Origin of the sequence: Nocardia sp. NPDC050435, assembly GCF_040655395.1 — a bacterium.
In the GTDB taxonomy this organism is placed as follows: Bacteria; Actinomycetota; Actinomycetes; order Mycobacteriales; family Mycobacteriaceae; genus Nocardia.
This window is the reverse complement of the sequence record NZ_JBFAJW010000013.1, coordinates 203888-221330: the sequence shown is the minus strand read 5'-3', so window position 1 is coordinate 221330 and position 17443 is coordinate 203888. Positions and strand designations below refer to the sequence as shown.

The window sequence follows — 17443 nt, the reverse complement described above, 5'->3', positions numbered from 1 at the left end:
CGTCCGCGCCGCTAAGGTGATCGGGTGGCTATAACGGTTTTGATCGCCGACGACCAGGCGATGGTGCGCCAGGGCTTCGGCGCACTGCTCGCCGCGCAACCCGATATCAGCGTGATCGGCGACGCGCCGGACGGGAAGGCGGCGGTCGCGGAGGCCAAGCGCCTGCGCCCGGACGTGGTGCTGATGGATGTGCGCATGCCCGAGATGAACGGCCTGGACGCCGCGCGCGCGATCCTGGCCGCCGGGTTCGATCCGCCGGTGCGGGTGCTGATGCTCACCACCTTCGACATCGACGACTACGTCTACGAGGCGCTGAGCCTGGGGGCCAGCGGGTTCCTGCTCAAGGACGCGCCCGCCGAGGAGCTGGTGCGCGCGGTGCGGGTGGTCGCCGAGGGGCAGGCGCTGCTGGCGCCCACCGTCACCCGCCGCCTGATCGCCGATGTCACCAGCCGCCGCAATCACGCGCGCGCCAAACCCGCTCCGGCGCTGGCGTCCTTGACGCCCCGGGAGCGCGAGGTGCTGGAGCTGATCGCCAAGGGCATGTCCAACACCGAGATCGCCGAGGCCCTGTTCGTCGCCGAGCAGACCGTGAAAACCCATGTCTCCAAGGTGTTCTCGAAGCTGGATCTGCGCGACCGGGCGCAGGCGGTGGTGCTGGCCTACGAGTCGGGGCTGGTCACGCCGGGCTGAGGCTCAGCGCGCGCACTTGCCGCCGCGCAGCTCGTTCAGGTGCCGGTCCACCAGATCGGCGAGGTCGTCCAGCAGCGCGGTCGAATCCTCGTAGGTGCCCGAGTCGGCCTGCGCGGCCAGGGCGATCGCCACCCGGCCGGACTTGGTGGGCACCAGGCCGAACTGGCGCACGGTGTAGATGCCGGTCTCGTCGTCCGGGCCCCAGCCGCCCTTGAACTCCGCGTCGTCGAGTTTGCCCAGCCCCCAACCCTGTTCGGGGCTGATCTCGCCCATCAGTTCGGTGACGGTGTCGGACTGGTCCAGGCAGGGCAGCTTCGAGGCGAACTTGACCTGATCGGTCAGCGTCCACTCGGTGGCGCCGAAGGCGAACAGGTCCAGCTGCGGATGCGGTGCGGCCACGTCGGTGTCGTCCGCACCGGCCTCGTCGAGCACCTCCTGGACGGCGGCGGCCGCTTGCGCGCCCGCGCCCAGCGAAGCCCAGAGCGCGTCCGCCGCACCGTTGTCCGACCAGGTGATGGCGGCTTCGACATCGCTGAGCACACCCTCGGGATCGTGCCGCAGCGCCGCGATGGCGAGCGGGACCTTGATGGTGGACCAGGCGATGCCGGTGGTCCAATCGCCCAGCACCGTCATCTTGCCGCCGCCGACCGGCATGATCGCCAAGCCGACGCGACCCGCCAAACTCGTTTGCAGCAGCGCGAATTCGGCGGTGAGCGACTCCGAGCGGGCGGCCGACCAGGCCGAACGCCACATGCCGTCGGTGGGAAGCACGATTTTCGGCGCCGCGGCGTCCATCCGGTGTTCGGGGACGAGCCCGCAGGAGGTGAGCGCCAGTGCCGCGACGGCGACGGCCACACCACGCCGCGCCACCCGACTCGCGGGAATCGTTAGAGCAGACTTCACTACCGCGTCCTCCCCATCACCACGGCATGATCAATTACCTGGTGATGCAACCTACTCCGCACACCGGCCGGTTGCCACCGGCCGAGGAGAACATCATGACTCCCCTGACGGAGTGGTGATGTCCCTCTCTCAGTTTCCCTGATGTTCGGGCGGAATTCGAAATCCGGAGCTGGGCGGTCGCCTTGTAGGCTGACCTCCTGTCTTCACCGGAAGGGGGTCGCGTTGCTGAACAGCGGTGACGTGTTCGCCGGCTACACCGTGGAACGGCTGCTCGGACAGGGTGGCATGGGTTCGGTGTACCTGGCCATGCATCCGCGCCTGACCCGGCAGACCGCGTTGAAGTTGCTGAACCGAGATCTGTTCACCGACGCCGAGGTTCGGGCCCGTTTCGAACGTGAGGCCGATTTGGCGGCCCACCTGGATCATCCGAACATCGTGGCGGTCTACGACCGCGGCTCCGAGAACGAGCAACTGTGGATCGCCATGCAGTACGTCGACGGGGTGGACGCGGCCACCGTGAATCCGATGACGCTGCCGCCCGAGCGCGCCGTGCAGATCATCGAAGGTGTCGCGGGCGCACTGGATTACGCGCACGGCCGGGGCGTGCTGCACCGCGACGTGAAACCGGCCAACATCATGCTGGCCAAGGCGGGCGGCGGCCACGGTGAACGGGTCTTCCTCACCGACTTCGGAATCGCGCGGCTGCGTGAGGATTCCACGCACCTGACCCAGGCGGGCATGTTCACCGCCACCCTCGCCTACGCCTCGCCCGAGCAGATGACGGGCCGTCCGCTGGACCACCGTTCCGACCAGTATTCCCTTGGCTGCGCGCTGTATTGGCTGCTCACGGGCATCGGCCCGTTCGACGCCGACAACCCGGCCGACATCATTCGCGGCCATCTGCAACTCGCGCCGGTCCCGGTGTGCGTGCGTCGGCCCGGCCTGAATCCGGCGCTGGACCAGGTGCTGGCCGTGGCGATGGCGAAGCTGCCCGACCAGCGGTTCGGGTCCTGCGCCGAGTTCGCGGCCGCGGCGAAGAAGGCGCTCACCGTGCCCGTGCCGGCGAATTCGCCCTACCCCGCGCCGTTTCCGGCTTACCAGAGCGCGCCGCCGTCGGCGCCGATGCCCGCGATCGCGCCGCCGGTCGCCGCCCCGCGCCCGGTGTATCCGGTGCCGCCGCCGATGGCGCGACCCGTCCGGCGTGGTGGCACCGCGATCGGCTGGGTCGCGCTGGCGATCACGGTGCTGCTGATTCTGCTGATCCTGGTTCTCGCGGTCGCCTCCTACGGCCCCCTCGGCGGTCCCTGACCGCCGAGGGGCCGAGTCAGTCGACGGCCAGCGCCTCCACGATCGGCAGCCGCGCCGCGCGCAACGCCGGCGGGATCGAACCCAGCAGCGCCAGGCCCAGCGCCGCCACGCCGTAGACCACGATCAGCACACTCGGTTCGTAGACCGCGTCGATGGTCAGGGCGTGTCCGATGGCGGTGATCGCCAGGTACTGGATGGCGGCGCCCACGACGAGACCGATAGTCGCGCCGATACCGCCGATGCCCGCCGCCTCGGCCAGCACCGAACGCAGCAGGAACTTGCGGTTGGTGCCCATGGCGCGCAACACCCCGAGTTCGCGCCGGCGCTCCAGCACGGAGAGCATCAGCGTATTCAGCAGCGCCACGGTGGCGACCAGGACCACGATCCAGAGGATGGCCGAACTCATGGCCGTGCCCTGGCGCAGGCTCGCCGAGGCGCCGTCGACCTGCTCCTGCCCGGTGGCCACGCGCAGATCGGCGGGCAGCGCCGCGCGCACCGCGGCCCGCACGGCTTCGCGGTCCGCGCCGTCGGCGACATCGACCGCGAGGATCGTCTCGCCGGGTCGTTCGTACCAGGCGCGCAGGTGCTCGATGTCCATGATCACCACGCCGGCCACGGCGCTGAAGTACGGAATCACCTGGAGCACTCGCACACTGTGATCGCCGGTCGGCGTCGGCAGCGTCACCTGGGAACCGACCGCGACATCGAGTTCCCGGGCGACATCGCGCGAGATGATGACCCCTTCGCCGGAGGTGATCCGCGGCAGCAGCGTCCGGTCCACGGCCGCGATATTGATGTCGCCGCCCCCGGTTTCGAAGCCCTGCAACATGACTCGCCCGCTGCCCAGCGTGGCGAACGCCATCTGCGTCGAACTCACCTCCGCGACACCGGGAATCCGCGCGATCGTGTCCTTGACGCCGGCGGGCAGCAGCGGCCCGGTCGGGAACTGCCCGGCGTCGGTGGAACTCACGTTCAGATCGATCCGGCCCAGCTCCTGGAAGGTCGCGCCCGCCGAGTCGACCATGTTGCGGGAGGCCCCGCCCATCGCGACGGTGGCGGCGACGCCGATCATCACCGTCATCGCCGTGGCCCACACCCGGCGCGGCGCGCGTTCGAGCGTGGTGGCGCCGAGCGCGCCCGCGGGGCCGAAGCGCCGGGCGATCGCGGCGGCGCCGCGCACGATCGGCCCCGTCGCGACGAAGCAGAGCACCACCGCCGCGACATAGGACAGCGAGATCGCGACCAGCGAGAGCCGCCCGAGGTCCGCCTTCGCGAGGACGATCGCGACCACGGCCAGGCCGAGCCCCAGCACCGCGGCGACCACGCGCAGCGTGGGACCGGTCCGGTCGGTGTGCGCCACCCCGACCGGCACCAGCGCCTCGATCGGTTCCACCTTGTAGACCTGGCGTGCCGCGATCGCCGCGGCGACCACGGAGGCCGCCACGCATGCCGCCACCGCCGCCGGAATCGCGTACCCGGGCACCAGGTATTCGGTGCGCGCCTCCACCGACTGCACGATCCCGACCGGGATCCGGTCGATGCTGATGCGGCCCATCAGGATGCCGATGCCCGCGCCGATCGCGCCGCCGATCAACCCGAGCAGCGCGGCCTCGGCGAGCAGGTCGCGTACCATCGGCCGGCGTTTGCCGCCGATCGCGCGCAGCAGCGAGAGCATCGGACGCCGTTGCGCCACCGCCATGCTCATCGCGTTGTAGATCAGGAACGCGGACACGATCAGCGCCGCGAACGCGGACATGAGCGTGGAATACCGCACGATCTGGATGGCGCCGCCGGCCTGGGCGGTGCGCAGACTCGGGTCGGCGACCACCGCGCGTCCGCCCACGGCCGCGGTCAGATCCGCCCGCAGCTTGCCGAGGTCGGCCCCCGGCGTCGCGATGATCTGCACGGAATCCAGCCGCCCGGGGCGGCCGGTCAGCTGCTGCGCCAGCCGCAGCTGGGTGGCGACGAGGTGACCACCGTTGAGCTGCTTGGACGATTCGTGGTCCAGCACCCCGGCGACCGTGACGGTTTCGGTGCCGAGGCGGAAGGTGTCGCCCTCCTTGTGGCCGAGCGCCGCCCCCACCAGCACGCCGTTGCGGGTCGTGGCGAGTTTGAGGCCCTGGCCCATCATCGGCCCGGTCAGCTGACTGCCCAGCGCCGCGATGGACTGATCGGCGCCGATCAGCATCAGGCGCTGCTCGTCCGCGCCGAGCTGGGCGCGCAGCATCGGCACCGCAGTCTTGACACCGGCGGTGGACGAAATCGGGCCCAGCAGTTGCTGATCGAAGCCCGCGTCGGTGATGCCGCTGACCTCCAGCACCGCGGCGCCGCCGAGCGCGCGGGTCAGCTTGTCCACCGATCCGGTCACCGAGCCGGAAATGCTCAGCACCGCGACCAGCAGCGACGCCGAGATGCTCATCACCGCCACGGACATGACGGTCCGGCCGCGATGCGCCAGCAGCTCCCCGATGTTGAACAGCCGCAGCCGATCCCAGAAGGCCGCCATCAGGCGCGCACCGCGCCGGTGCCGCGGATCTTGCGGTCGACCGCGTCGTTGGACCCGATGACGCCGTCGCGCAGCGTGATCACGCGGTCGCAGTACTCCACCGCGCCCATGTCGTGGGTCACCATGACCACCGAATTGCCTTCGCCCGCGATGTCGCCCAGCAGTCGCAGAATGGCGGCGCCGGTCTTGGAGTCGAGGTTGCCGGTGGGTTCGTCGGCCAGGATCAACGGCGGATCCATGATCAGCGCCCGGGCCACCGCGACCCGCTGCATCTGCCCGCCGGACAGCTCCGAGGGGCGGTGCCCGGCCCGGTCGCCCAGGCCGACCCGGTCCAGCAACTCCAGCGCCCGCGGCTTGGCCTTGCGTAACCCGGTGCCGTCCAGCAGCTTCGGGATGGCGACGTTCTCCCACGCGGTCAGCGTCGGCAGCAGATTGAAGAACTGGAAGATGAAACCCACCTGATGCCTGCGGAACTCGGACTGGCGCTCGTCGTCCAGCGCGCCGATCTCCTCGCCCCGGAACTGGATCGACCCCGCGGTGGGGCTGTCCAGCGCACCGAGCAGGTGCAGCAGTGTGCTCTTACCGGAACCGGACGGGCCGATGATCGAGGTGAATTCCCCCGGTTCGATGCGCAGGCTGATCTCGTCCAGCGCGCGCACCGTCTGGCCGCCGATCCGGTACTCCTTGATGATGTCCTGCAGTTCCAGCATGGCCGGCTCCGGCATCTGCCGTCCCCCGTTTCTCTTGTCGTCGTTGTGGTCGGCTCAGCCCGCGCGTGTGCCGATCTTCCCAGGACCGAGACGTCGGCCTTCCGTGATTCGATGAATTCACGGTATTGCCTCCACTACATCGTGTCGTCGTGCCGGAGCAGCGGATTCGGCTCCTACCGGGGTAGGAGAGAACAACCTTTCCCGGCATGATGTGGCGGCGGCCGTGGGCCGTTAGCCTGGCGAGATGGAGGTGACGCGTGCCATCGGGTCGCCGGCGTCCGCCCTGCCGGCGATCGTGCTCCCGCACGACGGCGGAATCCGGGAGCGGTTCGACGCGCTGCGCCGCCACCCGATCGCGGTGCTGCGCGCGAATCTGGAGGAGTTGTCCTTCGACTATCCGCCGACGGTGATGATGTGGGCCGAGGCGGTGTGCTTCCTGCTCTGCGCCGCCGCGACGGTGCAGCGCTGCCTGACCGTCGAGGTGACACTGCCCTGGGTGGCGCTGTGGACCGCGGCCGCGCTGTGGTCGTTGCTCACCCTGCCCGCGCTGTACCTGATCGGGCGGGAACCGAGCCCGCTGCTGCTCGCGCCCACCGCGATGATCGCCGTGGCGATATTCCTGGTCAAGCCGGTCTCGGCCGATTTCGCGCCGTTCATCCTGGTGCTGGCGGTCGGCGAATTCGCGGCCATCATGCCGAAACGATGGAGCACGCTGTACGCCGTGGTGGCCGTCGCGGAACTGGTCGCCTTCGACCTGGCCGGGCACATCGCCTGGAGCGGGTCCGGGGAGCGGCTCGAGGGTCTGCAGATGTACAGCCTCGGCATCGGCCTCGGGCTGATGTGCGGAATGATGCTGCAATACCAGCGCAAATTCCTCTACCAGGAGCGCGAGAGCCAGCAGATCCGCACGATCCAGGCCGCCGACGAGGAACGCCGCCGGATCGCGCGCGAGGTGCACGATGTCATCGCGCACTCGCTGAGCGTCACGCTGCTGCATCTCACCGCGGCGCGGCACGCCCTGCAGACCGATCGCGACGTGGACGAGGCGGTCGATTCGCTGGTCGACGCCGAGCGGCTCGGCCGGCAGGCCATGGCCGATATCCGCCGGACCATCGGGTTGCTGGACCGGTCGCCGGTGAAGCCCGCGCCGGAGCCGGGGGTCGGCGATATCGCGGGCCTGGTCGGGGATTTCGCCGGGGCGGGCCTGGACGTGCACGCGACGAGCACCGGAGATCTGGACGCGGTGACCGCGGCGGTGGGTCTCGCGCTCTACCGGATCGGGCAGGAATCGCTGGCCAACGTGTGCAAACACGCGCCGACCGCGACGGTGACCGTGCGGCTCGAGGTCGACGCCACCGCCGCCCGGCTGTCGATCGGCAACACGCTACCGGCGGGCCTGCCGCTGAAACGCGGCGCGGGCATGGGGCTCTCCGGCATGCGGCAGCGCGCCGAATTGCTCGGCGGTCAGTTGGCCGCGGGCCCCTATGATGACGGCTGGATGGTCCGCGCGGAATTCCCCCTCGGCGTACCGCGGCACTGTCCGGTGGTGTGGACGGGCGCGAAATCCGTTCCGCGGGAGGGGATGTGAGCATGGTGGTGCCGAACGGCGCGGGGCCGACGCCGGACGAGGTGATCGCGGTGCTGGTGGCCGACGATCAGGAGCTGGTGCGCGGCGGTCTGCGCCGGATCCTGCGCCGCCGCGACGGGTTCGTGGTCAGCGAATGCGCCGACGGCGACGAGGTGCTCGCCGCCGTGAACGCGGAGCGACCCGACGTGGTCCTGATGGACCTGCGGATGAAACGCGTCGGCGGAATCGACGCCACCCGGTTGCTGCGCGCCAAGGAGGGCGCGCCGCCGGTGCTGGTGCTCACCACCTTCGACGACGACCAACTGCTGTCGGGCGCGTTGCGCGCCGGCGCGGCGGGCTTCCTGCTGAAGGACTCGCCCGCCGAGGACCTGATCCGCGCCGTGCGCACCGTCGCGAACGGTGGTGCCTGGCTGGATCCGTCGGTCACCGGCCGCGTGCTCGCCGCCTACCGGACCGTGCGGCCGGTGGTCACCGCCGCGCGCAGCCGGCTCTCGGAACTGACCGCGCGCGAGTACGAAGTGCTCGAACTGATCGCCCGCGGGCGGGTGAACGGAGAAATTGCCAGGGACCTAGGCATCTCCGAGGTGACGGTGAAAAGCCATGTCGGACACATATTCGGGAAACTGGACCTGCGAGATCGGGCCGCCGCGATCGTCTTTGCGTTTGACCACGGGGTGGTCACCCCAGGAGAATCGTCTCTTTGACGGAACGTCCCGCTTGGCAGGGATCGCAATCTCGCGCGGGCGTCCGGGATGTGGAGGTTGTACGGCGTGGACGGACCTGGCTGGAGGGTCGGCAGTCGATTCGGGCCGTACGAGCTGCGTGCGCTGCTGGGCAAGGGCGGCATGGGCGAGGTCTACGAGGCCTACGACACCGTGAAAGAGCGGGTGGTGGCGGTCAAGCTGCTGCCCGAGGAACTCGCCAAGGATCCGGTCTACCAGGTGCGGTTCCGGCGTGAATCGCAGGCCGCGGCGCGCCTGGCCGAGCCGCACATCATCCCGATCCACGATTGGGGCGTCATCGACGGCGTCCTGTTCATCGACATGCGCCTGGTGCCCGGCGCCGATCTGCGCACCCTGCTGCGCGGGCAGGGGCCGCTGCAGCCCGAGCGCGCGATCGCCATCATCGAGCAGATCGCTGCGGCGCTCGACGCCGCGCACGCCGACGGGCTCGTGCACCGCGACGTCAAACCGGCGAACATCCTGGTCACCGAGGCGGATTTCGCGTACCTGGCCGATTTCGGCATCGCGCACACCGAGGGCGACGCGGCGGTCACCCAGGTGGGCATGGCCGTCGGATCCTATGTGTACATGGCGCCGGAGCGGTTCGACGCCGGGCAGGTCACCGGCCGCGCCGATATCTACTCGCTGGCCTGTGTGCTGCACGAGTCGCTCACCGGCGCGACGCCGTTCCCGCAGGCCAGCATGAGCGTGCTGATCCGGTCGCACCTGACCGAGACGCCGCCGCGGCCCAGCGTCGCCCGGCCCGGCGTGCCGCCCGCCCTGGACGAGGTCATCGCCCGCGGCATGGCCAAGGATCCGGCCGACCGGTATCCGACCGCCGCCGCGTTCGCGCAGGCCGCGCGCGCGGCCGTGGGCGCGCCCGCCGCACCCGCGCCGCGTTTCGTCGTGCACGCCCCCGACCCGTCCCGCTTCGCCAAGGGCGAGGCCGCCCGCAATGTGGTGGTTCCGCCGGAGGCGACGGGCGAATTCTCCGTGGTGCAGCCGCAAGCGGCCACCGAGGTGAGCCTGGTCGACTTCCAGTTCACCCCCTTCCTGCCCGCACAGCCGGTAGAACCGGAAGCCGCCACCGGCGTCCCGGTCCGCCCCTTCCCGGACGCGCACCTCTACGGCGAGACCGAGCAGTACCCCAGCGGCCAGTTCGCCGCCGTCCCCGCCGCCGACCCGATCACCCAGAAGTACACGGCCCCCTACGGCTCCGAGCCCCAGCCCTACACCCCGCCGGACGGCTACACCGAGCCGCACACCCCCCGCTTCGCGGACCCGTCCGAGGGATTCCCGGACGCGGAGAACGACGCCCAGCCCAGTGCTTTCGGCGAATCCCAGCGCTACCCGGAGCCCTCCCGCGGCTTCACCCCGCCGGATTCCCCGGCATTCCACGGCCCGCCGTCCCGCGGCTTCGACGACCCCGAAGATCCGGAGTCTGCCGACACGCCCGATTTCGACGAGCCCGCGCCGCACACCGGGTCGCAGTACTTCGCACAGCCGCGCGGCTTCGAGGGCCATCGCTCGTCTCCGGATTCGGAAGACCGATTCCAAGGCGCGACGCCGGGCCGTCCCCGGGGATTCGGCGACCTGCCGGGTGCCGACGAGCCGCAGAGCTCGCCGCAGTCGCGAGGTTTCGACGCCCCACACACCGCCGCCGACGCACAAGCCTCTTCGAAACCGCGTGGTTTCGAGGGTCGGCCGGGCTACGACGAATCGCTCGAGTACGGCCGATCCGCTGCTGGCGCAGCTGGGCGGGGCTTCGAAGCGGCGCAGACGTATTCGGCGTCGGCCGGGTATGAGCAGCCGGAGACCGGCGGGCGACCCCGGGACGTCGGTGAGCGGCCGGGCTACGGGGAGCCGCGGGGTTATGACGAGCCGCGGTCGTACTCGCCGGGCATGGGCCGCGAAGAGCGGGACCTCCCGGGCGATCCGGTGGACTACTCGCAGACGCGTGGTTTCGGTGACCCGCCGGGATACGACAAATTCCAGCCCGGTGAGCATCCGGCTCCTGGCTTCGAAGCGACGCAGGCTTACTCGGCCTCGAAGGGCTACGCGGAGCCGCGAGGTTTCGGCGAGCCGCAGGAGTCGCGGGACTTCGGGGGACGGCCGCGCGACGACGCGGCGTACTCGCAGCCTCGTGGATTCGGTGACCGCGAGTATTCGGAGGGGCGTGGGTTCGAGGACCCGGAGTCGCGCAATGAACCTGCGGGGCAGGCATATTCGGAGTATGCGACCCAGCGGGGGAGTGCGGCGGAGCCCGAGCTGACCGCGGCGGCCCGCGCCTACCCGGTCGATCCCTACGGGGAGCAGGCCGAGGATCACTACGCGGCCGAGACCCGGCACTATCCGCAGTACGGCGGGGAACCGGCGGCGCAGGCCTACTCCGAGGATCCGTATCGCCCTGAGGCGCAGGCTTATTCGGAGTACCAGCCGTCCGCACCCGGCTACGGTCCGGACTACGACGACGACCGGTACTCGCCGCGCGGCGGGTACGGCCGGGGCGAGGACGGTCCGGACTACGGGCCCGAGTACGACGACGACTACCAGCAGCCCTCGTCGAACCGCTCGATCGTGATGCCGATCCTGATCGGTGTGCTGAGCGTCGTGGTGGTGGCGGTCGCGGGCGCGGTCGGCTGGCAGATGTTCGGTGCGGGCAACTCCCAGCCCGTCGCCGACGTGGCCTCCGCCAGCACCTCCGTCGCGGCGACCCCGGACGCGGCGGCGCCGGGAACCCCGGTGCCGCAATCGAGTTCGAAGGCGCCCGGCACCACGACCAGCGGCACCGCCGTGAAGCTGCCCGACGGCGCGAAGGCGTGCTCGACGGGTTCCTCGACCGGCGCCAACGCCCGCGCGGCCACCGGCAGCGAGGTCACCAGCTGCCAGTTCGCCGAGGCGGTGCGCAAGGCGTACGCCGAATCCGCTTCCGGCACGCGCGCTCCCGGCTCGGTCACCGCGACCAGCCCGGTCACCGGACGCACGTACACGATGAACTGTGTCCCGCAGGGTCAGGTGGTGATGTGCAGCGGTGGTGAGAACGCGGTGGTCTACGTGTACTGACGCCGGTTCCGCAGCGGTGTGTCCACGCGCCGAGCGCGCGCCGATCCGGCAGAATCCCACGCCATGAAATGGCCCTCCTGGATTCGCGATGCGCAGGCGAATCGGCAGCAGCATGAACAGCGGACGCGGCGGGCGGCAGCCCTGCGCGGCGTGAAGCTGGTGTGTGCGCGAAACCTGTGGGACACCTTGGATTTATGGCAGATCAGCAGCGGGCATCGCCCGTCGGAGTGGGTGCGTCCCGAGTCGGTGCTGCGCAGCGGGCACGATCTGGTCGAGGTGCCGCTGTCGGGCGCCAACGTGGCGGCGCTGTTGCAGCTGACCCGCCGCCGGATCGCCGACACCCGGCAGCCGGAGCAGCAGGCGATGGCGAACCGGGTCTACGACCAGATCGCGCAGGCGGTCGACGCCGTCGACGCGGACGCGGATCCCGATGCCGTGCTCCCGCCGATCGTGCTGGACGACGAGCTCAGCGGCGCGGCCGTCGGTTGAGCGGGCCGGCCTGGGGCCGGCCGGTCAGGACAGGGCTTCGGTCATGGCCACGGCGATCGGCCCCAGCAGCGGCAGTGCGACATTGGAGAGCGCGTAGACGATCGTGTACGACATCAGCGGGGTGGCGTTGCCCGCCACCTGCTGCACCGCGGTGATACCGGGTGTCGAGCACTGCTGACCGGTGATGGCGCCCAGGGCCAGCGGCGCGGGCAGTTTCATGATCTTCCAGGCGACCACGAGCGAAATGCACGCGGGCACAGCGGTCATGAGCACCCCGGCGATCGGCAAGCCCCAGCCGAACTTCTCGACCAGCTTCACCGCCTGCGGACCCGAGGTCAAGCCGACGACGGCGATGAACACCGACAGCCCCAGGGTCTTGATGACATCGGCGGCCGCCGGCGCGTATTGGCCGATCTCCGGATTCCGGGAGCGGAACCAGCCGAACAGCAACCCGGTCAGCAGACAGCCGCCGCCGGTGCCGAGCGTCAGCGGAATGCTGCCCACCGGGATGACGATCTTGCCGATCATGAAGCCCAGCGCCACCCCGAGCGCGATGTAGACGATGTCGGCCTTGACGCTGGGGTCCAACCGGCGGCCGAGGGCGGGAACGGCTTCGGCGAGATCGCTTTTCGCGCCGGTGAGCCGCAGCGTGTCACCGCGCTGCACGGGCATGTTCGCCCGCAGCGGCAGCTCCTTGTCCTCGCGGACCACGTTGGTGACATACAGCCGATTGCCCAGCTGCCGTTCCAGATCGCCCAGGGTCGTCGACGCGCGCTGCCGGTGATCGAGTACCACCTGGTCGATCTCCAGCGTGGTCTCGAGGTCCTTGCCCGGCACGATCTCGGGCCCGATCGCGTCTTCGGCGGGCACCATCGCCGTGCGCGGCCCGACCACCAGCACCTGGTCGCCCGCCCGCAGGACGACGTCGTCGGCCACGCCGATCACCTTGCCGCCGCGCAGGATTCGCTCGATGGTCAGATGCCCGCCGAGGTCGCTGGTGACCGTCGCCACGGTGCGCCCGGCCACCTGCCGGACCTGGAAGGCCCGGCCGACCAGATCGGGAGCGGCGGGCACCTCGCCTTCCTCGTCGGCGCTGCTGCCGCCGAGTTGCTTCCACAGCTTCTCCGCCTCGTCGCGCAGGTTGACGCGCATGACCAGCGGGAAGATCTGGCTGGACAGCAGCACCACCACGATCAGCCCGCAGATGTAGGAGATCGAGTACGCCGTACCGACATTGGCCTGCAAGGCGCTGATCTCCTCGGCCGGCCGGTCCAGGCGCGCGATCGCGTCGGTCGCGGTGCCGACGGCCGCGGATTCGGTGGCCCCACCCGCCAGCAGCCCGGCCGCCGTGCCCGGGTCGAGCTTCATCACCAGCGTCGCGATCGCGGTGATCGCCAGCACGCTGGCCACTTCGATCACGGTGAAGGTGCCGTACTTCAGGCTCTTGCGGTTCAGGCTGGCGAAGAAGGTCGGCCCGGAGATGTAGCCGAGGGTGAAGATGAACAGCGCGAAGGCGATGTTCTTCACCTGGTCGTTCACCGTGATGTGGCCCGCCATGCCGACGAAGATCGCCACGATCAGGGTGCCCGCCACACCGCCCAGCGACAGCTTCCAGATCCGGATCTTGCCGATCGCGTACCCCAGCGCCAGGCACAGGAACAGCGCGGCCTCGGGGGTGTCCTGCAGGAATGACTTGATCGCGTGCATGCGGTCGTCCTCCGTGCCAGCGGGTCAGTGGGTGGTGCGGCTCTGGAATTCGCGGTGGTATTCGTCCATCACGTCGCGCAGCCGCCGGCCGATCTCGGTGTAGCTGTCCTGGCGCAGGTTGGCCAGCGAGACGCGCACCGACCACTGCGGCCCGTCGAAGCCGCCGCCGTTGAGCAGCACGATCGAACCCTCTTCGGCCAGGCGGAACACCGGATCGACCGGTTCGTGCTCGGATTCCAGCCACTGTGCGAACTCGGGGCTCCAGTGCTGCTTCACCCACATCATCAGGTCGAGTTCGACGTAGTAGTTGGCGGCGTTGGGATCCTGCGGGATCGGCACCCCGAGGCTCTCGGCCAGCGCGTGCAGCCGGCGCGCGATGATCGCCTCGCAGTTCTTGCGGTGCCGCGCGTCCTTGTCGAGCAGGTCGCCGAGCGCGAACAGCGCCATCTGGACCTGCTGCGGGGTGGACAGCCCGGCGGTGTGGTTGAGGGCGACATCGCGCGAGTCGGCCACCATGCGGTCGATGAACTCGAGCCCCGCCGGATCCAGGCTGATCGAGGAATAGCGTGCGGTCAGCCGATCGCGTTCGGCCGCGGGCAGGTTCGCGATCCGGGTGTCGAAGATATTGTCCTTGGCCACCGCGATAACGCCCAGGCGCCAGCCCGTGCAGCCGAAATACTTGCTGAAGGAATAGACGCCGATGGTATTCGCCGGCGCCGCGGACATGAGCGACCGGAAACCCTCGACGAATGTCCCGTAGACGTCGTCGGTGATGATCGTCAGATTCGGGTTCTCGTTCGCCGCGATCTGCGCGATCCGTTCCAGGGTGGCCGAATCCAGCATGACCGAAGGCGGATTGGACGGGTTCACCAGGAACAGCGCCTTGACGCTCGGATCGGTCAGCTTCTCGATTTCCTCGGCCGGATACTGCCAGGTGTGCATTCCGTCGGGTGCGGTTTTCAGCGCCTGTATTTCGACCACGTCGAAATGGAAGCGATCCAGGTGCGGGATCTCGAGGTACGGCGTGAAGATCGGGGTCATGATCGCGATGCGGTCCCCGGGCGCGAGCATGCCGTTGACCACACAGCTGTCGAACAGATAGCACATGGCGGCGGTGCCGCCCTCGGTGGCGAACAGTTTCCAGCCGCTCTCGGGTGCGCCGCCCATGGCCAGGTCGAGGTAGGCGTGCACGACCTGCTCGATGTGGGTGAGCATGCGGTCCGGGACCGGATAGTGGTCGCCGTGGATCGCGTCGGCCAGCTCGCCGACCCACGCGTCCGCGTCGAACTTCAGTGTGGCGGTGCCGTATTCGACGGCCCCGCGCAGCAGGCGGACCGCGTCGGTCTCGGTCTCGGCGGTGAGGAATTCGTCGAAGCGCCCCGCGATGCCGCTGGGCTGTGGCATGCCGGCCAGGCCGGGAAACTCGTCCCAATCCCGTTTCGCCTCCGCGACGGCGAATCGGCCGAGGAGATAAAAGGCCTCGCGCGCGGTGATGGAAGTCCAGTTCGGATTGCCGCGGCCCGCGTTGATCATCGCGTGCGCGGACTTCTTCATGTGGTGGTCGGCCAGCTCGATGAGCTCGTCTTTCAGCTCGAACGGGCTGAGTTGCTCGTATTTCTTCTCGGTTGCGCGATCGACCCCGTGGTCAATACTCATCGTCCAACCCTCCGCATGTCGAAGTCCGGTCGATCCCGTATCCGGCGGTAACGGTGCCACGGCGCGGTCACGATGCGTGCCATTTCAGGATTAATTGTGAAGATCGAGACCGCGTTGTCATAGGATCGCCACCGCTACCGAATGCGATTCCATGCTTGCCGTAACCCACCAAAAGGGGCTCACGATGGCGCGTAAATCCATTCTCCGGCTCGCCGGATGGGCGGCCTGCTCGCTCGTTCTCCTCACCGGCTGCGGCAGCGACTCCGGCGACGCGGCCCCGGCTCCCGCCGCGCCCGCGGCGGCGCCCGCGCCCGGCGCGCTGCCCCGCATCACGATCCTGGCGACCGGCGGCACCATCGCGGGCAAGGCCAACGCCAACTCCGCGGTCGGCTACACCGCGGGTCAGGCCACCGCGCAGGACCTCATCGACGCCGTGCCCGGGATCGACAAGGTCGCGAAGCTGGACGCCGTCCAGGTGTCCAACATCGGCAGCCAGGACATGAACGACGAGGTGTGGCTGGACCTGGCCACCAAGATCAACGAGATCTTCGCCGGCGATCAGGCCGACGGGGTCGTGGTCACGCACGGCACCGACACCATCGAGGAGACCGCCTTCTTCCTCGACCACGTGGTCCCCGGTGACAAACCGGTGGTGCTGGTCGGTTCGATGCGCCCGTCCACCGCGCTGAGCGCGGACGGCCCGGCCAACCTGCGCTCGGCCGTGCAGGTCGCCGCCGATCCGCGGGCCCGCGGCCGCGGCACCATGGTCGTGCTCAACGACACCATCCACGGCGCCAAGGACGTGACCAAGACCAACACGACCAGCGTGCAGACCTTTGCCTCCCCGAATTCCGGGCCCATCGGTCACGTCGACGCCGCCGCCGTCCAGTTCGCCACCCCGGCGTCCACGCAGCCGCGCCTGATCTTCCCGGTTCCGGGCGGTGCGCCGCTGCCGCGGGTCGACATCGTCTACTCGCACGCGGGCATGGACGCGACACAGGTCAACGATTCGCTCGGCCACGGCGCACGCGGCCTCGTGCTCGCGGGCGTCGGCGACGGCAATACCGCCAAGCCGGTCGTCGACGCGCTCAGCGCCGGCGCCGGGCGGGGCGTGCTCGTGGTGCGCTCCAGCCGTACCGGTTCCGGCAGTGTCGTGCGCAACGCCGAACTCAACGACGATCAACTCGGCACCATCTCGGCGCTCGGGCTCAATCCGGCCAAGTCCCGAATCCTGTTGCAGCTGTTGCTGTCCGACGGCGTGACCGATCGGGGCGAGGTGCAGCGGGCATTCGCCGCCTCCTGAGCCCGGGGCCGATTAGCCTCCCGATAGCGGGGTATCGCGCAGCCATGGCAGTCATTCATCCTCGACCCAAGCACCGCGCCGAAGCGGAGTTCGGCGCGGCGCTGGCTCCCATCTCCGAAGCCCTGCTCGCCGGACTCGCGGTATGTCTGCGCTACATCGGGGCATCGCTGACCTCGGGCAGCACCATGCTCATCGGTTTCCTAGTGGTGCTGTACATCTGGCCCCCCAGCTGACCCCTATCCGCACGAGTGGCCCGGACGCCTCGCGTCCGGGCCACTGTCGTCTCGAATGCCGGTTACCGGGCGGCGGAATCCTGGACGGCGCCCGCGTGGGCGCGCTCGTAGCCGGGGAGTTCGGCGCGCAGCTCGACCGTGGTGCCCGCCGCGCCGGACTCGACCTCCACCTGATCCATCAGCGATCGCATGAGGGGCAGCCCGCGCCCGCGATAGTCGCCGGGGTCGGCGGCCGGCGGCAGCCAGCGGCCGTTGTCGGAGACGCTGAGGTGCAGGGAGCCGTCGACGACGGTGGCGCACAGCCGGACCCGGCCGTCGGCCCGGTCCCGGCACCCGTGCTCGATGGCGTTGGCGCACGCTTCGTCGGCGGCGACGAGGATGCCGTAGGCCTGGTCTTCGGCGACGGCGCTGTCGGTCAGCCACTGGCGCAACGCCGCCCGGGCATCGCTCAGCCGCGCCGGTTCGGCCGGGAATGTCAGGTCCAACGGCTGGGGTGGGTCCGGATTCGTGATGTCTCACCTCCCTGCTCGACGAGGGCATACCCGATTCCATCGCCGCCAAGCAT

14 protein-coding genes are annotated in these 17443 nt (G+C 69.8%); 8 read left to right on the top strand and 6 right to left on the bottom strand.

Annotation, left to right across the window (positions count from 1 at the left end):
- The first annotated feature begins 24 nt into the window (after positions 1–24).
- Complete coding sequence (locus AB0I43_RS34300; RefSeq protein ID WP_356977805.1) at positions 25–690, top strand: response regulator transcription factor; 666 nt, start codon at positions 25–27, stop codon at positions 688–690.
- A 3-nt stretch (positions 691–693) separates the two neighbouring features.
- On the opposite strand, the gene AB0I43_RS34295 is transcribed toward AB0I43_RS34300, so the two are convergent.
- Entirely contained in the window at positions 694–1593 is a 900-nt protein-coding gene (locus AB0I43_RS34295) for a hypothetical protein (RefSeq protein ID WP_356977803.1), read from the bottom strand.
- 222 nt (positions 1594–1815) lie between these two features.
- On the opposite strand from AB0I43_RS34295, the gene AB0I43_RS34290 reads away from it, so the two are divergent.
- Positions 1816–2901 carry a serine/threonine-protein kinase gene (locus AB0I43_RS34290; protein ID WP_356977801.1) on the top strand — a complete coding sequence of 362 codons (1086 nt, stop codon included), beginning with the start codon at positions 1816–1818 and terminating at the stop codon, positions 2899–2901.
- Positions 2902–2917: 16 nt separating this feature from the next.
- Here the strand turns inward: AB0I43_RS34290 and AB0I43_RS34285 are convergent, their stop codons facing one another.
- Together AB0I43_RS34285 and AB0I43_RS34280 are read right to left on the bottom strand one after the other, a co-directional pair.
- Positions 2918–5407, bottom strand: a complete 2490-nt coding sequence (locus tag AB0I43_RS34285) for an FtsX-like permease family protein (RefSeq protein WP_356977799.1) — start codon at positions 5405–5407, stop codon at positions 2918–2920.
- On the bottom strand, positions 5407–6132 hold the full coding sequence (locus AB0I43_RS34280; RefSeq protein ID WP_356977797.1) for an ABC transporter ATP-binding protein: 726 nt from the start codon (positions 6130–6132) through the stop codon (positions 5407–5409). Before AB0I43_RS34280 ends, AB0I43_RS34285 begins: the two co-directional genes overlap by 1 nt.
- Before the next feature lie 229 nt (positions 6133–6361).
- Between AB0I43_RS34280 and AB0I43_RS34275 the strand changes: the two genes are divergently transcribed.
- From AB0I43_RS34275 to AB0I43_RS34260, 4 genes are all read left to right on the top strand, one after another.
- Entirely contained in the window at positions 6362–7705 is a 1344-nt protein-coding gene (locus tag AB0I43_RS34275; RefSeq protein ID WP_356977795.1) for a histidine kinase, read from the top strand.
- Positions 7706–7707: 2 nt separating this feature from the next.
- Positions 7708–8409: a response regulator transcription factor gene (locus AB0I43_RS34270; protein ID WP_356977793.1), complete on the top strand. Its 702-nt coding sequence runs from the start codon at positions 7708–7710 to the stop codon at positions 8407–8409.
- Between the two features lie 66 nt (positions 8410–8475).
- Complete coding sequence (locus AB0I43_RS34265) at positions 8476–11490, top strand: protein kinase (protein WP_356977791.1); 3015 nt, start codon at positions 8476–8478, stop codon at positions 11488–11490.
- Positions 11491–11553: 63 nt separating this feature from the next.
- A complete protein-coding gene (locus AB0I43_RS34260; RefSeq protein ID WP_356977789.1) occupies positions 11554–11979 on the top strand; it encodes a hypothetical protein in 426 nt (141 codons plus the stop codon).
- A 24-nt stretch (positions 11980–12003) separates the two neighbouring features.
- Here the strand turns inward: AB0I43_RS34260 and aspT are convergent, their stop codons facing one another.
- Both aspT and AB0I43_RS34250 read right to left on the bottom strand, forming a co-directional pair.
- Complete coding sequence (gene aspT / locus AB0I43_RS34255; protein WP_356977787.1) at positions 12004–13686, bottom strand: aspartate-alanine antiporter; 1683 nt, start codon at positions 13684–13686, stop codon at positions 12004–12006.
- Positions 13687–13710: 24 nt separating this feature from the next.
- Complete coding sequence (locus AB0I43_RS34250; RefSeq protein WP_356977785.1) at positions 13711–15342, bottom strand: bifunctional aspartate transaminase/aspartate 4-decarboxylase; 1632 nt, start codon at positions 15340–15342, stop codon at positions 13711–13713.
- A 184-nt stretch (positions 15343–15526) separates the two neighbouring features.
- Here AB0I43_RS34250 and AB0I43_RS34245 point away from each other — a divergent pair, with 184 nt between their 5' ends.
- Positions 15527–16645, top strand: coding sequence for an asparaginase (locus tag AB0I43_RS34245; protein WP_356977783.1), 1119 nt, complete (start codon positions 15527–15529; stop codon positions 16643–16645).
- Between the two features lie 44 nt (positions 16646–16689).
- Entirely contained in the window at positions 16690–16878 is a 189-nt protein-coding gene (locus tag AB0I43_RS34240) for a hypothetical protein (RefSeq protein ID WP_356977781.1), read from the top strand.
- 62 nt (positions 16879–16940) lie between these two features.
- On the opposite strand, the gene AB0I43_RS34235 is transcribed toward AB0I43_RS34240, so the two are convergent.
- Entirely contained in the window at positions 16941–17363 is a 423-nt protein-coding gene (locus AB0I43_RS34235) for an ATP-binding protein (RefSeq protein WP_356977779.1), read from the bottom strand.
- Positions 17364–17443: the final 80 nt, after the last annotated feature.